This is a genomic window from Candidatus Zixiibacteriota bacterium (assembly GCA_035574315.1).
In the GTDB taxonomy this organism is placed as follows: domain Bacteria; phylum Desulfobacterota; class Binatia; order UBA9968; family UBA9968; genus DATLYW01.
This window is the reverse complement of the sequence record DATLYW010000024.1, coordinates 1-23,102: the sequence shown is the minus strand read 5'-3', so window position 1 is coordinate 23,102 and position 23,102 is coordinate 1. Positions and strand designations below refer to the sequence as shown.

Annotated in this window: 24 protein-coding genes; 20 read left to right on the top strand and 4 right to left on the bottom strand. The window is 65.2% G+C overall.

What is annotated here, in order from left to right:
* The first annotated feature begins 11 nt into the window (after positions 1–11).
* Genes prmC through hisA form a run of 6 tightly spaced genes read left to right on the top strand, consistent with a single transcriptional unit; the run spans position 12 to position 5,467 of the window.
* Positions 12–902 carry a peptide chain release factor N(5)-glutamine methyltransferase gene (prmC, locus tag VNN77_07375; protein ID HXG51207.1) on the top strand — a complete coding sequence of 297 codons (891 nt, stop codon included), beginning with the start codon at positions 12–14 and terminating at the stop codon, positions 900–902.
* Between the two features lie 10 nt (positions 903–912).
* Positions 913–2,181 (top strand): UDP-N-acetylglucosamine 1-carboxyvinyltransferase, encoded by a 1,269-nt coding sequence (gene murA, locus VNN77_07370; GenBank protein ID HXG51206.1) that lies wholly within the window; start codon positions 913–915, stop codon positions 2,179–2,181.
* Positions 2,182–2,216: 35 nt separating this feature from the next.
* Positions 2,217–3,506 (top strand): histidinol dehydrogenase, encoded by a 1,290-nt coding sequence (hisD, locus tag VNN77_07365; protein ID HXG51205.1) that lies wholly within the window; start codon positions 2,217–2,219, stop codon positions 3,504–3,506.
* A 9-nt stretch (positions 3,507–3,515) separates the two neighbouring features.
* The gene (hisB, locus tag VNN77_07360; GenBank protein HXG51204.1) at positions 3,516–4,103 is read left to right on the top strand and encodes an imidazoleglycerol-phosphate dehydratase HisB; all 588 of its coding nucleotides are present in this window, start codon (positions 3,516–3,518) and stop codon (positions 4,101–4,103) included.
* Positions 4,104–4,119: 16 nt separating this feature from the next.
* Positions 4,120–4,734 carry an imidazole glycerol phosphate synthase subunit HisH gene (gene hisH / locus VNN77_07355; GenBank protein HXG51203.1) on the top strand — a complete coding sequence of 205 codons (615 nt, stop codon included), beginning with the start codon at positions 4,120–4,122 and terminating at the stop codon, positions 4,732–4,734.
* A 7-nt stretch (positions 4,735–4,741) separates the two neighbouring features.
* Positions 4,742–5,467: a 1-(5-phosphoribosyl)-5-[(5-phosphoribosylamino)methylideneamino]imidazole-4-carboxamide isomerase gene (hisA, locus tag VNN77_07350; protein ID HXG51202.1), complete on the top strand. Its 726-nt coding sequence runs from the start codon at positions 4,742–4,744 to the stop codon at positions 5,465–5,467.
* Here the strand turns inward: hisA and VNN77_07345 are convergent.
* Together VNN77_07345 and VNN77_07340 are read right to left on the bottom strand one after the other, a co-directional pair.
* Positions 5,461–6,108 (bottom strand): class I SAM-dependent methyltransferase, encoded by a 648-nt coding sequence (locus tag VNN77_07345; protein ID HXG51201.1) that lies wholly within the window; start codon positions 6,106–6,108, stop codon positions 5,461–5,463. The genes hisA and VNN77_07345 overlap by 7 nt on opposite strands.
* A complete protein-coding gene (locus VNN77_07340; GenBank protein ID HXG51200.1) occupies positions 6,105–6,677 on the bottom strand; it encodes a class I SAM-dependent methyltransferase in 573 nt (190 codons plus the stop codon). The genes VNN77_07345 and VNN77_07340 overlap by 4 nt, the downstream gene beginning before the upstream one ends.
* Before the next feature lie 97 nt (positions 6,678–6,774).
* Here VNN77_07340 and VNN77_07335 point away from each other — a divergent pair, with 97 nt between their 5' ends.
* Positions 6,775–8,103: an MFS transporter gene (locus VNN77_07335; protein HXG51199.1), complete on the top strand. Its 1,329-nt coding sequence runs from the start codon at positions 6,775–6,777 to the stop codon at positions 8,101–8,103.
* Positions 8,104–8,106: 3 nt separating this feature from the next.
* Here the strand turns inward: VNN77_07335 and VNN77_07330 are convergent, their stop codons facing one another.
* Together VNN77_07330 and VNN77_07325 are read right to left on the bottom strand one after the other, a co-directional pair.
* On the bottom strand, positions 8,107–8,523 hold the full coding sequence (locus VNN77_07330) for a hypothetical protein (GenBank protein ID HXG51198.1): 417 nt from the start codon (positions 8,521–8,523) through the stop codon (positions 8,107–8,109).
* A gap of 4 nt (positions 8,524–8,527) precedes the next feature.
* The gene (locus tag VNN77_07325; GenBank protein ID HXG51197.1) at positions 8,528–9,292 is read right to left on the bottom strand and encodes an alpha/beta fold hydrolase; all 765 of its coding nucleotides are present in this window, start codon (positions 9,290–9,292) and stop codon (positions 8,528–8,530) included.
* 281 nt (positions 9,293–9,573) lie between these two features.
* Between VNN77_07325 and xerA the strand changes: the two genes are divergently transcribed.
* The 13 genes from xerA to dapB all read left to right on the top strand — a co-directional run bounded on the left by xerA (position 9,574) and on the right by dapB (position 22,522).
* Complete coding sequence (xerA, locus tag VNN77_07320; protein ID HXG51196.1) at positions 9,574–10,470, top strand: site-specific tyrosine recombinase/integron integrase; 897 nt, start codon at positions 9,574–9,576, stop codon at positions 10,468–10,470.
* 60 nt (positions 10,471–10,530) lie between these two features.
* Positions 10,531–11,061 carry an ATP-dependent protease subunit HslV gene (hslV, locus tag VNN77_07315; protein HXG51195.1) on the top strand — a complete coding sequence of 177 codons (531 nt, stop codon included), beginning with the start codon at positions 10,531–10,533 and terminating at the stop codon, positions 11,059–11,061.
* Positions 11,062–11,208: 147 nt separating this feature from the next.
* On the top strand, positions 11,209–12,528 hold the full coding sequence (gene hslU, locus VNN77_07310) for an ATP-dependent protease ATPase subunit HslU (GenBank protein HXG51194.1): 1,320 nt from the start codon (positions 11,209–11,211) through the stop codon (positions 12,526–12,528).
* A 10-nt stretch (positions 12,529–12,538) separates the two neighbouring features.
* Positions 12,539–13,420: an acetylglutamate kinase gene (gene argB / locus VNN77_07305; GenBank protein ID HXG51193.1), complete on the top strand. Its 882-nt coding sequence runs from the start codon at positions 12,539–12,541 to the stop codon at positions 13,418–13,420.
* Positions 13,421–14,611 carry an acetylornithine transaminase gene (locus VNN77_07300; GenBank protein ID HXG51192.1) on the top strand — a complete coding sequence of 397 codons (1,191 nt, stop codon included), beginning with the start codon at positions 13,421–13,423 and terminating at the stop codon, positions 14,609–14,611. It abuts the gene before it with no gap.
* 22 nt (positions 14,612–14,633) lie between these two features.
* Positions 14,634–15,614, top strand: a complete 981-nt coding sequence (gene argF, locus VNN77_07295) for an ornithine carbamoyltransferase (GenBank protein HXG51191.1) — start codon at positions 14,634–14,636, stop codon at positions 15,612–15,614.
* A gap of 8 nt (positions 15,615–15,622) precedes the next feature.
* Complete coding sequence (locus VNN77_07290; GenBank protein HXG51190.1) at positions 15,623–16,834, top strand: argininosuccinate synthase; 1,212 nt, start codon at positions 15,623–15,625, stop codon at positions 16,832–16,834.
* A gap of 1 nt (position 16,835) precedes the next feature.
* Entirely contained in the window at positions 16,836–18,221 is a 1,386-nt protein-coding gene (argH, locus tag VNN77_07285) for an argininosuccinate lyase (protein HXG51189.1), read from the top strand.
* On the top strand, positions 18,218–18,661 hold the full coding sequence (locus tag VNN77_07280) for a lipoprotein (GenBank protein ID HXG51188.1): 444 nt from the start codon (positions 18,218–18,220) through the stop codon (positions 18,659–18,661). Before argH ends, VNN77_07280 begins: the two co-directional genes overlap by 4 nt.
* Positions 18,661–19,932 (top strand): diaminopimelate decarboxylase, encoded by a 1,272-nt coding sequence (gene lysA / locus VNN77_07275; protein ID HXG51187.1) that lies wholly within the window; start codon positions 18,661–18,663, stop codon positions 19,930–19,932. The genes VNN77_07280 and lysA overlap by 1 nt, the downstream gene beginning before the upstream one ends.
* Positions 19,933–19,952: 20 nt before the next feature.
* Complete coding sequence (gene dapF, locus VNN77_07270) at positions 19,953–20,774, top strand: diaminopimelate epimerase (protein HXG51186.1); 822 nt, start codon at positions 19,953–19,955, stop codon at positions 20,772–20,774.
* A 67-nt stretch (positions 20,775–20,841) separates the two neighbouring features.
* Positions 20,842–21,714: a 4-hydroxy-tetrahydrodipicolinate synthase gene (gene dapA, locus VNN77_07265; protein HXG51185.1), complete on the top strand. Its 873-nt coding sequence runs from the start codon at positions 20,842–20,844 to the stop codon at positions 21,712–21,714.
* Positions 21,715–21,718: 4 nt separating this feature from the next.
* Positions 21,719–22,522, top strand: coding sequence for a 4-hydroxy-tetrahydrodipicolinate reductase (gene dapB, locus VNN77_07260; GenBank protein HXG51184.1), 804 nt, complete (start codon positions 21,719–21,721; stop codon positions 22,520–22,522).
* Positions 22,523–23,102: the final 580 nt, after the last annotated feature.

The following is a 23,102-nucleotide window of genomic DNA, read 5'->3' as shown; positions in this document are numbered from 1 at the left end:
TCGAGCGGTCGATGATCGGCCCCGCAGCATCGGTCCGCGGGCTTCTGGCGGAGGGCGGGAGGCGCCTGGCGGCGGCCGGCATCGAAAGCGCTTTGCTCGACGCCGAGCTCCTTCTCGGGGAAGCGCTCGGATGGACGAAAGAAAGGCTCTGCACGGACCGCAACGCAAGAGTCCGCCCGGAAGAGCGGTTCCGATACGAGCAACTCATCGGCCGCCGACTCAGGCGCGAGCCTCTCGCTTATATCGTGGGTCGAAAAGAATTCTGGTCCCTCGAATTCCGGGTGACTCCCTCCGTGTTGGTTCCCCGGCCCGAAACGGAGCTCCTCGTGGAGATCGCCGTCGTGCTGGCGAGCTCGCTCGAATCGGAGCGGGAGCTCCGCGTGCTCGACATCGGCACCGGTGCCGGGGTGATCGCGGTGGCGGTCGCTAAAGAAATCAGCCGGGCGCGCGTCTGGGCGACCGACATTTCCGAGGATGCGCTCGAGGTCGCCCGCGACAATGCCCGCCGCCACGGCGTCGCCGATCGTATCCGGCTCGCCAGGGGCGACCTCTTCGGCGCGCTCGACGCAGATGCCGGCCCGTTCCACTTGATCGTTTCCAATCCGCCTTACGTTCGCCGCAGCGACATCGCCGGGCTGGCTCCGGAAATCGCCGACTGGGAGCCGAGGGTTGCCCTGGACGGCGGCGCCGATGGTCTGGACTTCTATCGGCGGATCTTCGACGATGCCCGCGGCTATCTGGCACAGGGCGGGTTCCTGGCGCTGGAGATCGGTTCTGGAATGGCGGGTCCGGTCGGAGAGCTCATCGAGTCGGCGCGTGTCTACGGCAGGCCCGCCGTGTATCGGGACAGCTCTGGCCTAGAGAGGGTCCTGGTCGCGCGCCGGCCCACGGCCGAAACATAGGAACGGCCGCATGGACAAAGTCGTCATTCAAGGCGGGACGCCTTTGAGAGGCGAGGTGCGGGCCAGCGGCTCGAAAAACGCGGCCCTGCCCGTGTTGATTTCTTCCCTCCTGACCGCGGAGCCCTGTACTTACGAGGCGATTCCCCGCCTCGCCGACATCAGCACCACCTTCAAGCTTCTTTCCGGTCTGGGGGTCGCCGTCGACAAGGAGGGCTGGAGCGAGGGAACCGGGAGGGTCTTCGTGCGCGCGGATCGGGTAACCGACTTCCAGGCGCCGTACGACCTCGTGAAAACCATGCGGGCTTCGTTTCTGGTTCTGGGTCCGCTGCTCGCCCGCTTCGGGCGGGCGCGGGTTTCCACGCCCGGCGGCTGCGCCATCGGCACGCGGCCGGTCAACCTGCATCTCAAGGGACTGGCTGCGATGGGCGCTTCGATCGAGCAGGTTCACGGGTACGTCGAAGCTCGGTCCGCGAAGCTCAAGGGCGCAAAGATCTACCTCGACATCCCCTCGGTCGGAGCCACGGAAAATCTCATGATGGCCGCGACCCTCGCCGAGGGGACGACGGTGATCGAGAACGCGGCCAAGGAGCCGGAGGTCGAGGACCTGGCAATCGCCCTTTCGGGCATGGGGGCCCGAATCAGCGGCGCCGGCACCGACATCATCACCATCGAGGGAGTGCCGGAGCTGCACGGCGTCACCCACACGGTGATCCCTGATCGGATCGAAGCCGGAAGCTTCGTCATCGCCGGAGCCCTGACCGGCGGCGACATCGTGGTGAAGGGCGTGCGGCCGGATCACCTGGACGCTTTTTTCATCAAGCTCAGGGAAGCAGGGGTCGACCTGACGGTCGGGAAGGACGCCGTGCGCGTGAGAAGCGGCATGCGGGTGAAGAGCGTCGACGTGACCACCCTCCCGTATCCCGGGTTCCCCACGGATCTGCAGGCGCAGATGATGGTTTTGATGTCGGTCGCCGACGGCGTCAGCGTGATCACGGAAACGATCTTCGAGAACCGGTTCATGCACGCCCAGGAGCTGGACCGGATGGGGGCCGACATCCGCCTGGAGGGAAACCGAGCGATCGTGAGAGGTGTCCGAGCGCTTTCCGGAGCGCCAGTCATGGCGACCGACTTGCGCGCCAGCGTATCCCTCGTTCTCGCCGGTCTGGTGGCCAGCGGCACCACCGAGGTCGCCCGGGTCTATCACCTCGACCGCGGATACGAGAGGATCGAGCAAAAGCTCTCTCAGCTGGGAGCCGATATCAGACGCGTCCGGGCATAGGGAGCCGAAAGCGGAGGGAGCGAACGGGTACGGTCGTGGAAATCCGACTTGTCAAGACTACGGACGCAGGGTTCGACTCGCTCCTTGAGCGCATTCTCGGGCGCAGGGAGCGCCGCCAGGGAGAGGTCGAGAAGCAGGTGGGAGCGATTATCGCCGACGTCCGCCGTGGAGGCGATCGGGCCCTGATCCGTTATACGCGGCTGTTCGACCGGCGCCGGCTGACGCGCTCTGCGATCGAGGTGGCTCGCGAGGAGATGGCGCGGGCGGCGGCGCGGGTTCCGAAGCGGGATATCGCCCTGCTCAAGGCGGCCGCCCGGCGCATCGCCGCGTTTCACCGCCGGCAGCTCGAGAAGAGCTGGTACTATCGAGATCGCCTGGGGCTCCTGCTCGGACAGAGGGTCACGCCGCTTGAGCGCGTGGGCGTTTACGTGCCGGCGGGCAAAGCAGCCTACCCGTCCACCGTTCTCATGAACGTGATTCCGGCCAAGGTGGCGGGAGTCGACGAGATCGTGATGGCCTCTCCGGTCGGAGCCGACGGCGACATCATCCTCGCCGCGGCCCGGATCGCCGGGGTGGACCGGGTGTTCCGGGTAGGCGGGGCCCAGGCGGTCGCTGCCCTGGCGTTCGGCACCGAGACGGTTCCCAGGGTGGACAAGATCGTGGGGCCGGGAAACATCTTCGTCGCGACGGCCAAGCGAATGGTTTTCGGCCAGGTCGACATCGACTCGGTGGCCGGACCGAGCGAGATCCTCCTGCTGGCTGACGACTCCGCCGATCCGAGGTACGCCGCCGCCGACATGTTGTCGCAGGCCGAGCACGACGAGCTGGCGTCGGCGCTTTGTCTGACGCCTTCGCTGGCCCTGGCTTCCAGGATTCAGGCGGCGCTCTCCGAACGCCTGCGGCGGAGCCGGCGGCGCGAGGTCAGCCTGAAAGCGCTCGCCGACTACGGCGCGATCATCGTCACCCGCAGCCTGCTCGAGGCGTTCGATCTCGCCAATGCGATCGCGCCGGAGCACGTGGAGCTGATGGTGAGGGAGCCGCGAAAATGGGTGCACCGCGTGCGCCATGCCGGAGCGATCTTTCTCGGCCGTTACTCGACTCCGCCGCTGGGCGATTACTTTGCCGGCCCGAATCACGTCCTGCCGACCGGGGGGAGCGCGCGATTTTTCTCGCCTCTGGGGACGTACGATTTTCTCAAGCGAACGACGGTGATCCAGGCGGAGGCGCGGTCGTTGAAGGCGTTGGCTCCGCGCATCGCCCGGCTGGCGCGCCTCGAAGGGCTCGATGACCACGCACGCGCCGTCGAATCCCGCTTCGAGGGCTAAGGAGAGACCATGGGACGGACGGCGAGCACGGAGCGCAAGACCAAGGAGACCGAAATCCGCGTTGCGGTCGAGATCGACGGAACCGGGCGGGCCCGGGTTCAAACCGGCATTCCGTTTCTCGACCACATGCTGGACAGCTTCGCCCGGCACGGTTTTTTCGACCTCGAACTCGACGCCAAGGGAGACCTGGCGGTCGATTACCATCACACCGTCGAGGATGTCGGTCTGGCGTTGGGCCAGACCTTCAAAGAAGCGCTGGGAGCAAAGCACGGCATCCGGCGGTTCGGGGAGGCGAGCTGTCCCCTCGACGAAGCGCTGGCCCGGGTGGTGGTCGATCTGAGCGGGCGACCCTATCTGTCGTACAACGTCAAGATCCGGCCGGGCCGGGTCGGCGACTTCGACACGGACCTGCCGCACGAATTTTTCGCCGCCTTCGCAAACCAACTGGGCATGAACCTGCACATCGACCTCGTACGCGGGGAAAACCCGCATCACATCATCGAGGCGATCTTCAAGGCGTTCGCGCGAGCGATGGACATGGCGACCCAGATCGACGGGCGCGTCGAAGGGGTGCTCTCGACGAAAGGGAGTCTGTAGCAGACAAGCCGATCCAATGATCGCAATCGTCGACTACGGCATGGGAAATCTCCGCAGCGTGCAGAAGGGCTTCGAGCACGTCGGCGTGGAGGCCCGCATCACGCGGGAGGCGGCACGCATCGCCGAGGCTCGCGGGGTGGTTCTGCCGGGGGTCGGGGCCTTTCCGGCCTGCATGGAAAACCTCGCCCGGTTCGGTCTGGTCGAAGCCATCCGCGAGGTTGTCCGGGGAAAAAAACCCTTCCTGGGAATCTGTCTGGGATTTCAGCTGCTCTTTTCCGAAAGCGAGGAGTTCGGTCCGCAGAAGGGGCTGGACCTCTTTCCGGGCCGGGTGGTCGGGTTCAGGCCCGACGGCCTCAAGGTTCCCCACATGGGTTGGAACAGTATCGAAAAGAAACTGGATTCGCCGTTTCTGGAGGGGATTCGGAGCGGCGATTTCGTCTATTTCGTCCATTCGTTCTACGTCGATCCGGCCGATCCCTCGATCGTCGCCACGACCACCGACTACGGGATCCGGTTCGCGTCGAGCATCGCCACGGACCATCTCTTCGCCTGCCAGTTTCACCCGGAAAAAAGCCAGGAGCTGGGTCTCAGGATCCTCGCCAACTTCGGCCGTTTCGTGAAATCCCGCTGAGCCGCCCGTGCTGATCATCCCCGCCATCGACATCAAAGACGGCCGCTGTGTTCGTCTCCTCCGGGGCGACATGGATCGTGCGACGGTTTACTTCGATAACCCGGTGGACGCCGCCAGGCATTGGATCGCCCAGGGAGCCGCCCTGCTGCACGTCGTCGATCTGAACGGGGCCGTCGAAGGGCGCCCGGTGCACCTGCGCGAGGTCGAAGAGATCTGCCGGTTGGGTGCGGGGGTGCAGCTCGGAGGCGGTATGCGCACCGTTGCGGCGGTGGAAACCGCGCTCGGGCTCGGCGTCGCCCGCGTCGTGGTGGGGACGGCCGCTTATGATCGCCCGGATTTGCTTCGGACCCTATGCAGCCGGTTTCCCGGAAGGATCGTCGTCGGGATCGACGCGCGCGAGGGCAGGGTCGCGATCAAGGGCTGGAAGGAGACCACCCCGATGGACGCGGTCACCCTGGCGCAGCGCTGCGAGAAGGAAGGGGCCTCCCGGATCATCTACACCGACATCGGCCGGGACGGCACGCGAGAGGGCATCAACGTGGAAGAGACGCTGAGGATCGCGGGAGCCGTGAAGATTCCGGTCATCGCCTCGGGTGGAGTGGCGACCCTCGAGGACATCCGGCGGCTCGGGCCCCTGGGGAAGCAGGGGGTCGAAGGCGTGATCGTCGGCCGGGCCCTCTACACGCGCGGGTTCGAATTGGCGGATGCGATCAAGCTCGCGGAGTCCTACTGATCGCTGCTCTCTTTCCTGATTTTCCAGAGGAAGATCTTGTGCGGGTGCTTGATGCCGCCCAGCATCCGCTCGGGCTTCTCCAGGACGACAGTCCTGTCCGGCGGCCAGCCCTCGATGCCGAAATCGTGAGCGACCACGCGAGCGCCCGGCTTCATCTTTCGGAGGCTCGGCTTGACCGCCTCGTTGAACCACGGAAGCATGTAGAGCGTGACGACGCTGGCGGGCGCCAGGTCCGCCTTGAGGGCGTCCTCTCTGCGAAACTCGACCAGGTGCTCCACGCCCTGTTGCCGCGCGGCCTCCACGGCGCGCTCGATCAGGGCGGCGTCCATCTCGATACCCACGCCGCGCGCGCCGTACTTTTTCGCGGCGCGGATGACGATGCGCCCGTCGCCGCTTCCAAGATCGTAGACGACGTCGCTTTGCGTGACCGCCGCAAGCTCCAGCATGCGATCGACCACTTCGATCGGCGTCGGCAGGAACGGGATCTCTTCGGGATAATCAGCGCGAGCTGCGCTCGCCCGGATCAGCAAGAGAGCCGCGAAGCAGAGCGCGAGCCGCCGGGCGGCGGTTCCCCGGGAGGGGAACTGGCGGAACGAGCGGGCGATCTTTTCACGGCCGGGTTGCGCTGTTGCTGCGGTCATCGTCGGTCGGGGCGCCATTCATACAGATAGAGGATGTGCTTGTGGGGTGCAACTTCGGGCCGGGTATCGAGAAGCGGCGTCTCTTCCCACCTGTCGTGCTGCCACCCCTCGATAGGGTAATCGTGAGCCACCACGCGCGTGCCCGGCCGGAGCTGTCGCTCCAGAGCGGGTCGCAGCCGCCGGTTGAACGAAGGCAGCATGTAGAGCGTGATCACCGTGGCCGGGGACAGGTCCGCCCTGAGGGCGTCCGCCTGGCGAAACTCCACCAGGTGGCTCACACCCTCGCGCCTGGCCGCGGCCCGGGCGACTTCCACCAGACGCCCGTCCAGCTCAATGCCGACCCCCCGTGCGCCGTATCGCTTCGCGGCCTCGATCACGATGCGCCCGTCCCCGCTTCCCAGATCGTAGACGACGTCGTCGCGCTTCACCCCCGCAAGGCTCAACATCCGATCCACGACCTCGAACGGGGTCGGCACGTAAGGCACCTTTTCCTGCTCTTCGGCGAGAAGGCACCTCGGGGAGGGCAGGAAAAGCCCGCAGACGATCCCTATCGCCAGGAAGCGCTTCATCGGTTCCGCCCGGTCGATCCCTAGCGGCTTTCGCCGGCCGGTGTCAAGCGGAGCCGGTCCGGTTTGTGATTTTCCGCGGAGATGGTTATATGAACCCATGGAAAATCACAGTCTGGCCGCGGCCGAGAAACGCCCTCCTCTATCACTGCCGTTCTATTACGGGTGGCTCGTTATCGGTCTGTGCTTCGTAACCACGCTCACCAGCGCCGGGGTGCGCTCCTCGCCCTCGGTCCTGATCCATCCTCTCGAGGCCGAGTTCGGCTGGAGCCGGACGCTCATCGCTTCGGCAGTAAGCATGAACCTGCTGCTCTTCGGGATCGCGGCGCCCGTCAGCGGCTGGCTTCTGGATCGCTATGGTCCGCGCAAGGTGATGCTCGGCAGCCTCGGCCTGCTGGTCCTCGGCGTGACCGGCACGGTGGCGATGGACCGTTTCTGGCAATTTTTCATCGTTTGGGGGGTAATCGTCGGTCTGGGAGCGGGAGGAGTCGGCTCAGTGCTGGCGGCCACGGTGGGCAACCGCTGGTTCGTGGCCAAGCGCGGCCTGGCGCTCGGCGTTCTCGGCAGCGCGAGCTCCACCGGGCAGCTGATCTTCATTCCGCTCTTCATGGCGGCGATCACCTACGCTGGCTGGAGGCTGGGCTCCATGGTCTTGATCGCCGTGGCGCTGGTCTTGTTGCCGATGATCTACCTCTGGATGAGGGACGATCCGTCGGAAGTAGGACTCGAGCCCTACGGCGCGGGGGACCCGCTGGCGGTGAAATCGGGCGGAACCGCCTCCCTGCGCGGTATGCCCGCGAAAGGCGCCACGGTCACGGCCAGAGAGGTCCTCCGCCACCCGACCTTCTGGCTGCTGTGCGGGAGCTTTTTCATCTGCGGCGGCACCGCGAACGGGCTGATCGGGACCCATCTGATCCCGCACGAAATCGAGATCGGCATACCCCAGGTCGCCGCGGCTTCCATCGTCGGCGTGATGGGGTCGTTGAACCTGGTGGGCACGATTTTTTCCGGCTGGATGATCGACCGGGTGCAGCCGCAACGGTGGCTGGCGCTCGTGTATGCTCTCAGGGGAGTGTCGCTGCTGCTCCTGCCTTTCGTGCGCGATTTTTCCGGCCTGGTGGTTTTCGCCGTGATCTACGGCCTGGACTGGTTCGCGACGGTGCCGCCTTCGATGGCGATCACCGCTGACACGTTCGGCAAGCAGAACGTGGGAAAGGTTTACGGCTGGATTTTCATGTCGCACCAGATCGGGGCCGCGGCCATGGCCTCGGCCGCCGGGGCCGTACGCGACCTGATCGGCGATTACCATTTTGCTTTTCTATCGGGCGGAGTGATCGCGATGATCGCGGCCGGCCTGGCGTTGCAGATCAGATCCAAAGCCCGGGACGCCGAGGCCGCCCCTGCCGCGCCGATGCCGGCCGGAGCCTAGAGGTCAGTCGGATTCGGTGAAGTTGGAGACCTTCCAGCGGCCGTTCTCCAGGCGCGCGGCGATGAGCCACTTGCGCGTGAACGAGCTGCCGTCGTCGGATCGAATTGTTCCTTCGTACAGGAACGACGCCCGCCCGCGTCCCTCCCGCTTCTCGAGCAGCCGATAGTTGACCCGGGGCTTTTGGGTCGACGCGTCGATCGCCTGCCCCGCCGTGAGGCGGATCTCCTCGTCGACCTTGTGCAGCGCCAGCCCGACGACGTGGAGCCTGGCTTTCCCCAGATCGATGTGCACGTAGTGCTGGTCGAGGAATTCCTCGACCACTCCCTGCGCCGTGCCGAGGTCCCGGCCGCAACCGCCAGCACCCGCCAGGGCGAGAAGCAAGATCGTGATTGCCTGGAGTCTCCGGCCGCCGGTTCGCATGGTGTCAGCGCACCCGTTCCACCAGCCAGTCCAGCGCTTCCGCCATCGCCCGCTCCATCATAGCCGGGTCGGAGAAGCGGTGGTCGGTTCCCGGCAGGATCGAAAGCCGCTTCGGCCCCGCCAGGCGCTCGTAAAGCTCGTAAGCCTCGTCGACCGGAACGACCGCATCGGCGTCTCCGTGAATCACGAGGGCGGGGCAGACGACACGGGCGGCCGCGGCGGCGACGTCGAGCTGCTCCAGGTCCCGAAGCAGCGTGGCGTTGAGGCGCCGGCCGTTGTAGTAGGTGACCCCTTGATCCCGCCAGGCCTTGAGCCCCTCAGCGCTGAGCACCCGCGAGGGAAAGCGCTCGGGATGGAGCGGCGCCGCGACGGTCACAAGGGCCGCGACGCCGGGTTCCCGGGCCGCAAAGAGCAACGCCACGGTGCCGCCCATGCTCGAACCGAACAACCCGATCTTTCCGCCTGCCGCGGCCTTGACCAGAGCGTAGGCGGCCCTCAGATCCTCGACTCCGCCGGTATACGTAATGTCTTCGTAGCGCCCGGTCGATTCCCCCGTATAGGCGAAATCGAAGCGAAGCGCCGTGGTTCCCCGCTCGGCGAGCGCACGAGCGAGGTAAACGAGCTTTTCGCTCTCTTTGTTCGAATCCATGCCGTGGCAGAGGATCACGGCCCCGGAATCGCTCTTGGCGCAGCGGTGGAGCACGCCGACCAGCGTGTCGCCGCGGCCGTTGGGGAAAGAAACCCTTTCTTCAGTCGCCCCGTGCGGCATGGCGAGAGTTCGGCCCGGCGAAACAGTCAACGATGGGTAACATGGCGAAAAGTGCGGTTTCTGGTTGGGTTACTCTTGAGCGGACAGGTGCCAGAAGCTATCGAACGCTCTTGTTTCCTTCTGAACGATTGAACCGTACGAAGCGGCAGGCCTCGGCCCCCGGGTAGCGTGTCTGCATTTCGACATCAATACGCCAACGCCATATTAGCTCCGCGCACCGAAGGACTCAACGGCTTCGGTTTGGTTTTGATCCGCCGCGTGCTATCCTAAACGCGCTGCGCATGAAGGACCTGGTGGAGAAGTTCGCGCGCTATCTCGAAATCGAGCGCCGCGTCTCGCCCCACACCCTGCGGAGCTATCTGAGCGACCTCGCCCAGTTTGAGGAGTTTCTTACCGGAATCGAGCCCGGGCGGCCGGTCGATTTGCGCCGGGTAGACCTGGACGTGGCGCGCGCTTACCTCGCCTCGCTGGCCAAGAGCCGCAAGAAAAGCTCGCTCGGCCGCAAGGCCGCAGCCCTCAAGAGCTTCTTTCGGTACCTCGTCGAGAGCGGGGCGCTGGATGCCGACCCGCTCTTGTTGCTCGGGAGCCCGAAGCAGGGAAAACCCCTGCCTGCTTTTCTCTCGGTCGACGACGTGTTCCGGCTTCTCGGCGGACTGAAAGACCGCGGTTTCCCGGATGCCCGCGACCGGGCGATTCTGGAAACGCTTTACTCGACCGGCGTGCGCGTCAGCGAGCTGGCTGGCCTCGACTGGCGCGATGTGGACTTCGACCTGGGCATCGTCCGCGTGGTCGGCAAAGGCTCCAAAGAACGCATCGTACCCATCGGCGAGGTCGCGCTCCGGGCGCTGAGGGACTACGCCGCCGAGGAGTGCAGGCGCTGGAACCGCCCCTGCAGCAGCCAGAACCCGATCTTTCTCAACCGCTTCGGAAAGCGGCTGACGACCCGGAGCATCGCCCGGGTGGTTGCCAAACGGCTGAAGGCGGCGGGCATCGCTGTCCGGATGGGACCCCACGGGTTGCGGCACACCTTTGCGACCCACCTTCTGAACAACGGCGCCGACCTGCGGGTGATCCAGGAGCTGCTCGGCCACGCCAGCCTCTCGACCACCCAGCGATACACTCACCTCAATCTGGACCAGCTCACGGCCGTCTACGACCGGGCTCATCCGAGAGCCTAGAAAAAAACGTTTTTAAGCCTTAGGATTGTAGACAAGCGGAAGGAAACGGCGGGCGATTTCATGTTCCGGGGTACGACGATTCTGGCGATCCGCCGCAACGGCAAGGTGGTGGTCGCCGGCGACGGCCAGGTGAGCTTCGGCGATACGGTGATGAAGCACACCGCCCGGAAGGTTCGTAAGCTGCATCACGATCGGGTGATCGCGGGCTTCGCCGGCGCCACGGCGGACGCCTTCACGCTGTTCGAGAAGTTCGAGGCGAAGCTCGAGCAGTTCAACGGTAACCTCAAGCGGGCGGCCGTCGAGCTGGCCAAGGACTGGCGCACGGACAGGGTGCTGCGCCGCCTGGAGGCGCTGCTCGTGGTTGCCGACTTGAACGATCTCCTCGTGATCTCCGGGAGCGGGGACGTGGTCGAGCCCGACGACGGGCTCATTGCGATCGGCTCCGGAGGAAACTACGCGCTGGCAGCGGCCCGGGTGCTGATGAAGCACACCGAGCTCGACGCCCGAACCATCGCCGCGGAGGCGATGAGCGTCGCCGCGGACCTCTGCGTTTACACCAACGATCAGCTGACCCTCGAAGAGCTGCCTTGAACTCGGCGTGTTCCGGGCCCGCCGAGCGCGCTCGCGGTCGAAAATCGTTGCATTTCCCGGTGAAGTTGCTAGGAGTGACCTGTTCCCATGAAGCCTGACGCGCCCTCGAAGACGATCGCGGCCCCGCCGCGGGCGCCGGCGCCCCTGATGACGCCTCGGGAAATCGTCTCCGAGCTCGACCGTTACATCGTCGGGCAGAGGGAGGCGAAACGGGCGGTCGCCATCGCCCTGCGCAACCGCTGGCGCCGCCAGCTGGTGCCGGAGGAGCTGCGCGACGAGATCGCTCCGAAAAACATCATCATGATCGGCCCGACCGGTGTCGGCAAGACCGAGATATCGCGGCGGCTCGCCAAGCTCGCCCAGGCTCCTTTCATCAAGGTCGAAGCCTCCAAGTTCACCGAGGTGGGTTACGTGGGCCGCGACGTGGAATCGATCATCCGGGATCTGACCGATCTCGCGGTCAACATGGTGAAGGAGGAGGAGAAGGACAAGGTCGAGTTCAGGGCGAGGGAGATCGCCGAGGAGCGGATTCTGGATCTGTTGCTGCCCTCGGCCGCCGACGGCGAGGCGATCGACGCCGCCCGCGCTCAGGGGACCCGCGAGAAGCTCAAGAAGATGCTCCGGGAAGGCAGGATGAACGAGCGCTTCGTGGAGCTCGAATTGACGCAGTCGGCGATGCCGATGATCGAGGTGCTCGCTCCCCAGGGACTGGAGGGAATGGAGTTCAGCCTCAAGGAGATGTTCTCCAACCTGCTGCCGAAGAAAACCAAGAAGAAGACGGTCAAGGTCTCGGAGGCGCTGGAGATTCTCACGCAGGAAGAGGCCGGAAAGCTGGTCGACATGGACAAGGTGATCGCGGAGGCGGTGCGCCGGGTCGAGCAGTCGGGAATCGTCTTCCTCGACGAGATCGACAAGATCGCGGGCCGGGAGTCGACCCACGGCCCGGACGTGTCGCGCGAAGGAGTGCAGCGCGATCTGTTGCCGATCGTCGAAGGCTCGACCGTCAACACCAAGTACGGCATGGTGAAAACCGACCACATCCTGTTCATCGCTTCGGGGGCCTTTCACGGCGCCAAGCCGTCGGACCTCATCCCGGAGTTCCAAGGGCGCTTCCCCATCCGGGTGGAGCTCAGCTCGCTCGGAGCCGAGGACTTCGTTCGCATTCTCACCGAGCCTCGCAACGCGCTGATCAAGCAGTACGCTGCGCTACTGGAGACCGAGGGGGTCCGGCTCAATTTCACCGAGGATGCGATCCAGGAGATCGCCCGGCTGGCGGCGGAGGTGAATGAACGCACCGAGAACATCGGCGCGCGGCGCCTGCACACGGTCCTGGAGCGGCTGCTCGACGACGTGTCGTTCGCCGCCCCGGAAATGAGCGGCAAGGAGGTGACCATCGACGCGGCCTACGTGCGCGAGCGGTTGTTGCCCATCTTGAAGAGCGAAGACCTGTCGCGGTATATCCTCTAGGCTGACCGCCATGGAAAAGTTCATCGGCAAAGCGGAAGTGCTCATGGAGGCCCTGCCGTACATCCGGCGCTTCTATGGCAAGACCTTCGTGATCAAGTACGGCGGCAACGCCATGATCGACGAGGAGCTGAAGGCGAGCTTCGCCCAGGACATCCTGCTCCTTAAGTACGTCGGGATCAATCCGGTCGTGGTGCACGGCGGCGGCCCGCAGATCGACGAGGTTCTGGAGCGGATGGGGATTCGCAGCCGCTACGTGCGCGGGATGCGCGTCACGGATCAGGAGACCCTGGACATCGTGGAGATGGTCCTGGTCGGCAAGGTCAACAAGGAGATCGTCAACCTCATCAACCAGCACGGCGGCATGGCGGTGGGTCTCAGCGGCAAGGACGGAGGCATGATCCTCGCACGCAAGATGAACGTCACCGTGGCGGAGAACGGTGCGCCTCCGGAAATCATCGACCTCGGCATGGTCGGCGAGATCGTCGGCATCAACCCGCTGGTCATCAAGTCGCTCGACGAGAACAAATTCATCCCGGTGATCGCGCCCGTCGGGGTCGGCGAGAACGGGGAAACCTACAACATCAACGCCGATCTCGTGGCCGGGGAAATCGCCGAGGCGTTGCACGCGGAAAAGCTGATCTTGATGACCGACGTCGAGGGCGTCAAGGACAAAAAGGGGGAGCTGCTGACGACGCTGAAGGTCGCGCAGGCGCGCAAGCTGATCCAGGAGGGCGTGGTCGCCTCCGGGATGATTCCCAAGGTCGAGTGCTGCGTCAACGCGCTCAAAGGGGGAGTCGAGAAAACGCACATCATCGACGGGCGTGTCAAGCACGCTGTGCTGCTCGAAATCTTCACCAAAGAGGGTGTGGGGACCGAGGTGGTAAGGAAGTAGATGGTGAAGAATCGAGACGTCGCCGCGATCACCGCAAGGTACGTAGCGCAAACTTACGCTCGTTTCCCCGTCGCGCTGGTCAAGGGCAAGGGAACCAGGGTCTGGGACGCCGACGGCAAAGCCTACCTGGACTTCCTTTCCGGAATCGCCGTCAACAGCCTGGGCCACTGCCACCCCGCCGTGGTGCGCGCGATCCAGAAGCAGGCGCGGACGTTGCTCCACGTCTCCAACCTGTATCACACGGCGCCGCAGGCCGAGCTGGCACGCGAGCTCTGCCGCCGTTCGTTCGCCGACCGCGTCTTTTTCTGCAACAGCGGCGCCGAAGCCAACGAAGCCGCGATCAAGCTTGCGCGCCGCTACGGCGCGGAGAGGTTGGGCGGCAAGTACGAGATCCTTTCCTGCCACAACTCCTTTCATGGCCGTACTCTCGCGACGCTCACGGCCACCGGCCAGGAAAAGGTCCGTGCGGGTTACGATCCTTTGCCGGAGGGGTTTCGCCAGGTACCGTACAACGACCTGCGCGCGTGCGAGGAGGCGATCGACGATAAGAAAACCGTCGCCTTTCTGATCGAGCCGATTCAAGGGGAGGGCGGCGTGAGGGTCGCCGAGGAGGGTTACCTGCGCGGGCTGCGGGAACTCTGCGATCAGCGCGGCCTGCTGCTGATCCTCGACGAGGTCCAGACCGGAATGGGCCGCACGGGGAAGCTCTTCGGCTACGAGCACTTCGGAATCGAGCCCGACATCATGACGCTCGCCAAGGCGCTCGGCGGCGGGCTTCCGCTGGGTGCGATGCTGGCGCGCGAGCAGGTGGCCCGGAGCTTCGGCCCTGGAAGCCACGCTTCGACCTTCGGCGGCAATCCGGTGGCGTGCAGCGCAGGGCTCGCGGTGTTGCGCACCCTGCTGGGCGGGGCGCTGAGAAACTGCGTCCGCATGGGGAAGGTCCTGCTCGAGGGGCTCGAGGGGCTGAAGCGCCGGTTTCCGTTCATCCGCGAGATCCGCGGCAAGGGGCTCATCATCGGCGTCGAGCTCGACATGGACGGGAGCAAGATCGTCGAGGCGTGCATGGAAGAAGGGTTGTTGCTCAACTGCACGGCGGGCAAGGTCCTGCGGCTCCTCCCCCCTCTGACCGTGACCAGGAGCGAGATCGACCGGGGCCTCGCCATCCTCGAGAAGGTGCTCGCCCGCCAGTAGCTCCGGCGTGTTCCGGCCCACGATGAGCAAGCGCGATCTACTGAGCTTCGAAGCGCTGAGCCGCCAGGAAATGGAAACGATTTTCAGGCTGGCGCGGGAGCTCAAGAAGAAACAGAAACTGGGGGTGCCGCACCGGCTGCTGGAGGGCATGGGGCTGGCGATGCTGTTCGAGAAGCCCAGCCTGAGAACCCGGGTGACCTTCGAGGTCGGGATGGTGCAGCTCGGCGGCCATGTGGTGTTCCTGGCGCCGGGAGAGGTCCAGCTCGGGGTTCGGGAGACGCCAGCCGATTGCGCCCGAAGCCTGAGCCGCTGGGTCGACATGATCGTGGTGCGCACCTTCGCTCAGGCGACGGTGGAAGAAATGGCGCGCTATGCCTCTGTCCCCGTGATCAACGCCCTCACGGATCTCTATCATCCCTGCCAGGTGCTGGCTGACTGCCTGACGCTGCTCGAACACAAGGGAAGCCTGGACAAGCTCAAGATCGCCTTCGTCGGCGACGGCAACAACATGGCTCATTCATGGATCGAAGCGGCCGAGAAAATACCCTTTACGCTCGCGCTCGCCTGCCCCGACGGCTACCGGCCCAACCGGGAGATCGAGGCGCGCGCGCGAAAGAACGGCGCGCGGATCACCGTGACGACTTCCGTCAAGGAGGCGGTGAGGGGTGCGGATGTGGTCTATACGGACGTCTGGGCGAGCATGGGGCAGGAATGGGACATCGCCACGCGGTTGAAGGTCTTCCAAGGATACCAGGTCGACGCGAAGGTCGTGGCGATGGCCAAGAAGGACGCCGTCGTGATGCACTGCCTGCCGGCCCATCGGGGGCAGGAGATCACGGACGAGGTCCTGGAAAGCCCTCGCTGTATCGCTTTCGATCAGGCCGAAAACCGCCTCCACGTGCAGAAGGCGATCATGGTGTGGCTGGCGGAGCAGGCACGCGGGGCGGGGAGCGCCAGGTCGCGCACGCCGCGGGGTCGGGCGCCGGCCGGTAAAAGAGGCTGAAGAGAAAAATGAACGTCAAGAAAGTCGTTCTCGCCTATTCGGGCGGGCTGGATACCTCGGTCATCCTGCGATGGTTGATCGAGCAGTACGGATGCGAGGTGGTCGCTTTCTGCGCCGACCTCGGGCAGGGGGAAGATCTGTCGGCGATCCGGCGCAAGGCGCTGGCGACCGGCGCGAGCCGGGCGGTGATCGGCGATCTCAGGGAAGAGTTCGTCCGCGACTACGTCTTTCCGATGTTGCGGGCGAACGCCGTGTACGAGGGCGCCTACCTGCTCGGGACCGCGATCGCCCGGCCGCTCATCGCCAAGTCGCAGATCGAGGTGGCGGCCCGGGAACGGGCGGACGCGGTATCGCACGGGGCGACCGGCAAGGGAAACGATCAGGTCCGTTTCGAGCTGACCTACTACGCTCTCAAGCCCGGGATCAAGGTGATCGCGCCCTGGCGCATCTGGGATCTGAACTCCCGATCGGCGCTGATCGCCTACGCGCGCAGGCACGGGATTGCGGTGCCCGTCAGCCGTGCGCGGCCCTACAGCATGGACCGCAACCTCTTCCACGTGAGCTACGAGGGGGGAGTACTCGAGGATCCGTGGAAGGAGCCGCCCGCTGACATGTTCGTCTGGTGCCGGCCTGTCGAGAAAGCCCCGAACCGGCCGGAGTACGTGGAGATCGACTATGCGCGCGGCGATCCGGTTGCCGTCAACGGCCGGGCTCTTTCGCCGGCGAAACTCCTCGCCCGGCTGAACGACCTCGGCGCCCGGCACGGGATCGGCCGGGTCGATGTGGTGGAAAATCGCTACGTCGGAATGAAGTCCCGCGGCGTGTATGAAACCCCCGGGGGGACGATCCTGCACGCGGCGCATCGCGCCCTGGAATCGATCACGCTCGACCGGGAGGTCCTGCGGCTGCGCGACTCGCTGGTGCCCCGGTACGCGGAGATGATCTACTACGGCTACTGGTTCTCGCCGGAGCGCGAGATGCTCCAGCGGGCCATCGACGCAGCACAGGCGAACGTGAGCGGGCGGGTGCGGCTGAAGCTCTACAAGGGAAACGTGATCGTGACCGGGCGCAAGTCCGACTCTTCGCTCTACGACCCGAGAGTGGCGACGTTCGAGGAGGACGACGTCTACCGGCAGGCCGACGCCGAGGGTTTTATCCGCCTCAACGCGCTGCGGCTGCGGCTGCGCCGGCTGAGGCAGGCGCGCGGCCGGCGGAGTTGACTTGAAAGGACGCGGCGACAGGAAGGCAAAACTCTGGGGCGGTCGTTTCGCGTCGGCGACCAGCAGCTCCGTGGAGGAGTTCACGGCGTCGATCGGCGTCGACGCGCGCCTGTACCGCTATGACATCGCGGGCAGCATCGCTCACGCGAAGATGCTCGCCCGCCAGAGGATCATTGCGGTCTCCGACGCGCGGAAGATCGTTCGCGGCCTGAAGGCGATCGAGCGGGAGATCGAGCGCGGCGTTTTTCGGTTTTCGACCGCGGACGAAGACATCCACATGAACATCGAGCGGCGCCTGATCGAGAAGATCGGCAAGGCCGGAGCGAAGCTCCACACCGGGCGCAGCCGCAACGACCAGGTGGCGCTCGATCTGCGGCTCTTCCTGCGCGACGAGATCGGGCGCATCCTCGAGGGGCTCGACGCGCTCGGCAAGGAGCTCGCCCGGGCCGCGCGCCGCCACATCGACGTGATCATGCCCGGGTACACCCATCTCCAGCGGGCGCAACCGGTCCTGTTCTCGCATCACCTGCTCGCCTACTTCGACATGTTCCAGCGCGACCGGGATCGCTTCCGCGACTGCCTGGAACGCGTCAACGTCTCGCCTCTCGGGGCGGGGGCGCTGGCGGGAACCACGTATCCGGTCGATCCGCGTTACGCTGCGCGCCTGCTCGGCTTTCCGCGGATCGCCACCAACAGCATCGACGCGGTGAGCGACCGCGATTTCGCGCTGGAGTTTCTCTCCGCCTCCGCGATCCTGTTCGTCCACTTCAGCCGCCTCGCGGAGGAGATGGTGCTGTGGTCGAGCCAGGAGTTCGGCTTCATCGAGTTGCCGGACCGCTACTGCACGGGGAGCTCGATGATGCCGCAGAAGAAGAACCCGGACGTGCCGGAGCTCGTGCGGGGCAAAGCCGGCCGGGTCTTCGGCCATCTCGGCGCCCTGCTCACGATCGTCAAAGGGCTGCCGCTGGCCTACAACCGGGATATGCAGGAGGACAAGCTTCCTTTGTTCGACACCGCGGACACCGTGCGGTCGACCCTGGCGATCGTCCGCGAGCTGATTGCCGGGCTGCAGGTGAAAAGGGAGCGCATGCTCGAGGCGGCTCGCGGGGGATTCATGAACGCCACCGACTTCGCCGACTACCTGGTCGCGCGCGGAGTTCCGTTCCGGGCGGCGCACGAGATCACGGGGAAGATCGTCCGCCATTGCATCGCCGCCGGGCGTCGCCTCGAGGATCTGCCGCTGGTGGAATTGAAGCGGTTTTCGGCTAAAATCGACGAAGACGTGTACCGCTATCTGTCGCCGCAGTCGGGCGTCGACCGCCGCCGCTCTCCGGGCGGCACCGCTCGCGCCAACGTGCTGCGGCGGCTGAAGGAACTAGGGGTATGATGCGACCTGCAACGGTGCTGGCATTGGCTGCGGTGCTGGGGCTCTGCGCGTGCGGCCGGAAGGGCGAGCCGCGCGCTCCGGAGCTGGCGACGCCTCAGACCATACGCAATCTCAGCGCGAGGGCGGACAAGGCGGGCATCGTTCTCACCTGGAGCCGGCCGACCGAGTACGTCGACGGTCGTGAGCTCAAGGATCTCGCCGCCTTCGTGATTTTCCGCAAGGAGCTGCCGCCGGCTTGCCCCGACTGCATCGCCCCCTACCGGCCGCTGACGACGGTCTTCGTGGAAGATCGAGAGAGGTTCGTGAAACAGAAACAGTACCGCTTCATCGATCAGGAGGCGCGCCCGGGACAGGTCTACCGCTATCGCGTGGCCTCGCAGCTCACCGACGGCTCACTGAGCGCTCCTTCCAACGAAGTGGAAATTGCGAGAGGGCCCTGATGCATCATTTCGAGTACCGCAACGGCGAGCTGTACGCCGAGTCCGTGCCGGTCCGCCACATCGCAGCCGAGGTCGGGACGCCGGCTTACGTCTACAGCCTCGCGACCTTGAGGCGCCATTTCCAGGTGTTCGACCAGGCGTTCGCCGCCATCCCGCACATCGTCTGTTATTCGGTCAAGGCGAATTCGAATCTCGCCCTGCTCCGCGCGTTCGTTCGTGAGGGCGGCGGCTGCGACATCGTGTCGGGCGGAGAGCTCTTCCGCGCGCTCAAGGCCGGGGCGGACCCCCGGAAAATCGTCTTCTCGGGGGTGGGAAAGAAGAGGGATGAGATCGCCTACGCACTGCGCTCGGGCATTCTCATGTTCAACGTCGAGTCGGAAGAGGAGATGGTCGTGCTCAACGCGGTCGCCGCGGAGCTGGGCGTCCGGGCGCCGATCAGCCTGCGCGTCAACCCGGACGTCGATCCCCAGACGCACCCGTACATCTCCACCGGGCTCAAGAAGGCGAAATTCGGGGTGGACATCAAGCGGTCGCTCGACAGCTACCGAAAAGCCCTCTCGCTCCCGCACCTGGAGGTTGTGGGCGTCGATTGCCACATCGGCTCGCAGCTCACTTCCGTCGCCCCGTTCGTCGACGCGCTCGCGCGGGTGCGCGAGTACCTCGACCGCGCGCTCGCCGGCTCGCTCGGAAAGGAAGGCGTGCGTATCCGCTACCTCGATCTGGGAGGCGGCCTGGGGATCAGCTACAAGGACGAGATGCCGCCGCACCCGGAGGAGTACGCGCAGGCGGTCATCCAGGGGCTCGAAGGCCTGGACGTGACGCTGATCCTGGAGCCCGGCCGGGTGATCGTCGGCAACGCGGGGATCCTCGTCACCGAAGTGCAGTATGTGAAAGAGACCGAGGAGAAAAACTTCGTCATCGTCGACGCCGGCATGAACGACCTCATCCGGCCGGCGCTCTACGGCTCCTACCAGGCGATCCAGCCCGTGGTCCGAAACGGCGGCGCGAAGATGGTCGCCGACGTCGTTGGCCCGATCTGCGAGAGCGGGGATTTTCTTGCCAAGGACCGAGAGATCGAAAGGCCGAAGCGGGGGGATCTGCTGGCGGTCATGAGCGCGGGCGCCTACGGTTTTACGATGGCGTCGAATTACAACTCCCATCCGAGGCCGCCGGAGGTGCTCGTCGACGGGGACCGCTATTACGTGGTACGCGCGCGGGAGAGCTACGAAGATCTGGTGCGCGGGGAGTTCATTCCGCCTTCGTTGAGCTAGGTTCCGGAGAAGCGAGCCCGATGGAAATCGCGTTCACCAAAATGCACGGCTGCGGCAACGATTTCATCTTTCTCGACTGTCTCGAGCAGGAGATACCGAACCTCGGCGCGCTGGCGCGCCGCCTCTGCGACCGCCGCTTCGGGATCGGGGCAGACCAGCTCCTTACCGTTCACCCTTCCGATCGGGCCGACTTCAAGATGGAAATCTACAATGCCGACGGGAGCCGCGTGGAGATGTGCGGCAACGGGATCCGCTGCTTTGCGAAGTACGTCCACGACCACGGGCTCACGGACAAGCGGCAGCTGGAGGTCGAAACCCTCGCGGGGATCATCCGGCCGCGCATCGTGGGGGATCTCGTCGAGGTCGACATGGGCGCGCCGATTCTGGAGGGAAGAGAGATCCCTGTGGACGCCGACGGGAAAATCATCGATCACCCTCTGACCGTCCGGGGGGAGACTTATCGGGTCACCTGTGTTTCGATGGGCAACCCGCATTGCGTGCTCTACGTCGACGACGTCGATTCGCTCGACCTGGAAAAGATCGGGCCGGCTTTCGAGCATCACCCGTTTTTCCCCAAGAGGGTGAACACGGAGTTCGTCCAGGTTCTAGGCCCTGGAGAAGTCAGGATGCGCGTGTGGGAGCGAGGCGCGGGGGAAACCTGGGCATGTGGCACCGGGGCCAGCGCCGTCGGGGTCGCCGGGGTTCTGACCGGCCGGACCGGAAGGAGCGTCACCGTTCACCTCAAAGGAGGCGACCTCTCGATCGAGTGGCGCGCCGACAACCGGGTTTACATGACCGGCCCGGCTGAAGAGGTTTTTCGGGGAACGATCGAGGTTGACTGAGATCCGCCGGTAGCAGACGCGTCTGCATGCTTACAAACTCGCCGACAGATTGAAAGGGGGGACGGCTATGTTTGCCGGCTCGATGGTCGCTTTGGTGACGCCTTTCAAGGACGGCAGCGTCGATTGGAACAGCCTGGAGCGCCTGGTCGACTTTCACCTGCAAAACGGCACGCACGGGATCGTTCCGTGCGGCACCACGGGAGAGTCCGCGACCCTGACGCACGAGGAGCACGACGCGGTCATCCAGGCCGTGATCCGCGCCGCGAACAAGCGGGTTCCCGTCGTCGCCGGGACCGGCTCGAATTCGACGGAGGAGGCGATTCGGCTCACGCGCGCGGCGGAAAAGGCGGGCGCGGATGGGGCCTTGATGATCTCGCCGTACTACAACCGCCCGACCCAGGAAGGCATCTACCAGCACTACAAGAAGGTCGCGGAATCGGTCGGCATCCCGATCATCGTTTATAACATTCCCGCCCGCACCGGTTCGAAGATCGAGCCGGAAACGCTGGCGCGCCTCTCCGAGATACGGAACATCGTCGGGGTGAAGGAAGCGACGGGGTCCGTGGATCAGGCGATCGACGTGATCCGGCTCTGCGGAGATCGCCTTGCGGTGTTTTCCGGCGAGGACTCGCTCACCTACTCGCTCATGGCGCTCGGCGGCAAAGGGGTCATCTCCACGGTCGCCAACGTGGCTCCCAAAGAGATGTCGGAACTGACCCAGGCCTGCCTCGCGGGGCGATGGGAGCAGGCGCGGGAGCTGCAGTTTCGCCTGATCCCGCTGATTCGGAGCCTCTTCATCGAGACCAACCCGATTCCGGTGAAGACCGCGCTCTCCCTGATGGGCAGATGCTCGGCCGACTTGCGGCTGCCGTTGACGCCGATGTCGCCGGGCGCCCTCGAGAAGCTGAAGCAAGCCATGCGGGAGTTCGGGTTGCTTTGAGCCCATGGCCGTCGGGCTGATCGTTTGCGGCGCAGGCGGGCGCATGGGGGGCGCGATCATCCGCGCGCTCCCGGAGTTTCCTTCGGCCAGGCTCGCCGCCGCCATCGACCGGCCGGGAAGTCCAAGGCTCGGCCGCGACGCCGGGGAGATCTGCTCGGCGCCCCGCCTCGGCGTTGCCGTCGACGATCGCATCGAGCCTCACCTCAGGCCCGGCTCGGTCGTGGTCGATTTCACCCGTCCCGAGGCCTCCCTGGAGCACCTGAGAGCCGCGGCAAAGAAGGGCGTTCCCGTGGTGATCGGCACGACGGGCTTCGATTCCGCACAGCTCGCCGAAATCAAGCGGCTTTCCCGCCGGGCGCCAGTCCTGCTCTCCGCCAATACCAGCCTCGGCGTCAACGTGCTCCTGTCCGTCGTGGGAAAGGTGGCCCGGATGCTGGGCGAGGACTACGACGTGGAGATCGTCGAAGCGCACCACCGCTTCAAGAAGGACGCGCCGAGCGGCACCGCCCTGGCTCTGGGCCGGGAGGTGGCGCAGGCGCTACGGCGCGATCTCGACGCCGTCGGGATCAGCGGCCGCAAGGGTCTGGTGGGCGAGCGGCCGAAGAAGGAGATCGCGCTTCTTTCGGTCCGGGCGGGCGACATCGCCGGCGAGCACACGGTCATCTTCGGCGGCATCGGCGAGCGGCTCGAGCTCACCCACCGCGCGCACAGCCGCGACACCTTCGCCCGCGGCGCGATCCGCGCCGCCCAATGGCTGGTCCGGCAAAAGAAAGGGCTCTACGGCATGCGCGACATGCTGGGGGTGTAGAGCCCCTCAGTTCCGTCTTGAGAGCTATCTTTTGGAGAGCTGGGAGCGAAAACCGGCTACAAAACGCGAATGTGCACTCCCAGCGGCGGCTGCCCGGTAAAATATTAGAGGCGGATAGGCCTTTTGGTTTAAAATAGTTCTCTGCGATGGGCAATCGAAGCGGCCATTTTGTTCTCTACTCACCAAAGCGCTCACCGATCTTCACGGAGGCGCTTCTATGGAACGAGGTTCGTCTGTAACGGGCGGGTGGCCACCGGTTGTGGCTCTCGCTCTTGCGCTCTCTGCTCTGACGTTTTTCTTGGCCCCTGGCATCGTCGGCCTTTTCCACGATGACGGAATCTACGTCGTCGTCGCCAAGGCGATCAACGAGGGTAAGGGGTATCGGATCATCAGCCTGCCGCGCGAAAGCTGAATCTCATGCGGATCACCGACGAGCAGTTTCTAGAACCTATCTCAAAATTAGAAACTCGTGTATCATCGGCGCATGTTGAGACTCAGCGATGAACATTGGGCGAGGATCCGGGAGCATTTTCCCGAGGAAAATATTCCCGATGGCCGTCCCGGACGTAAACCGATTCCT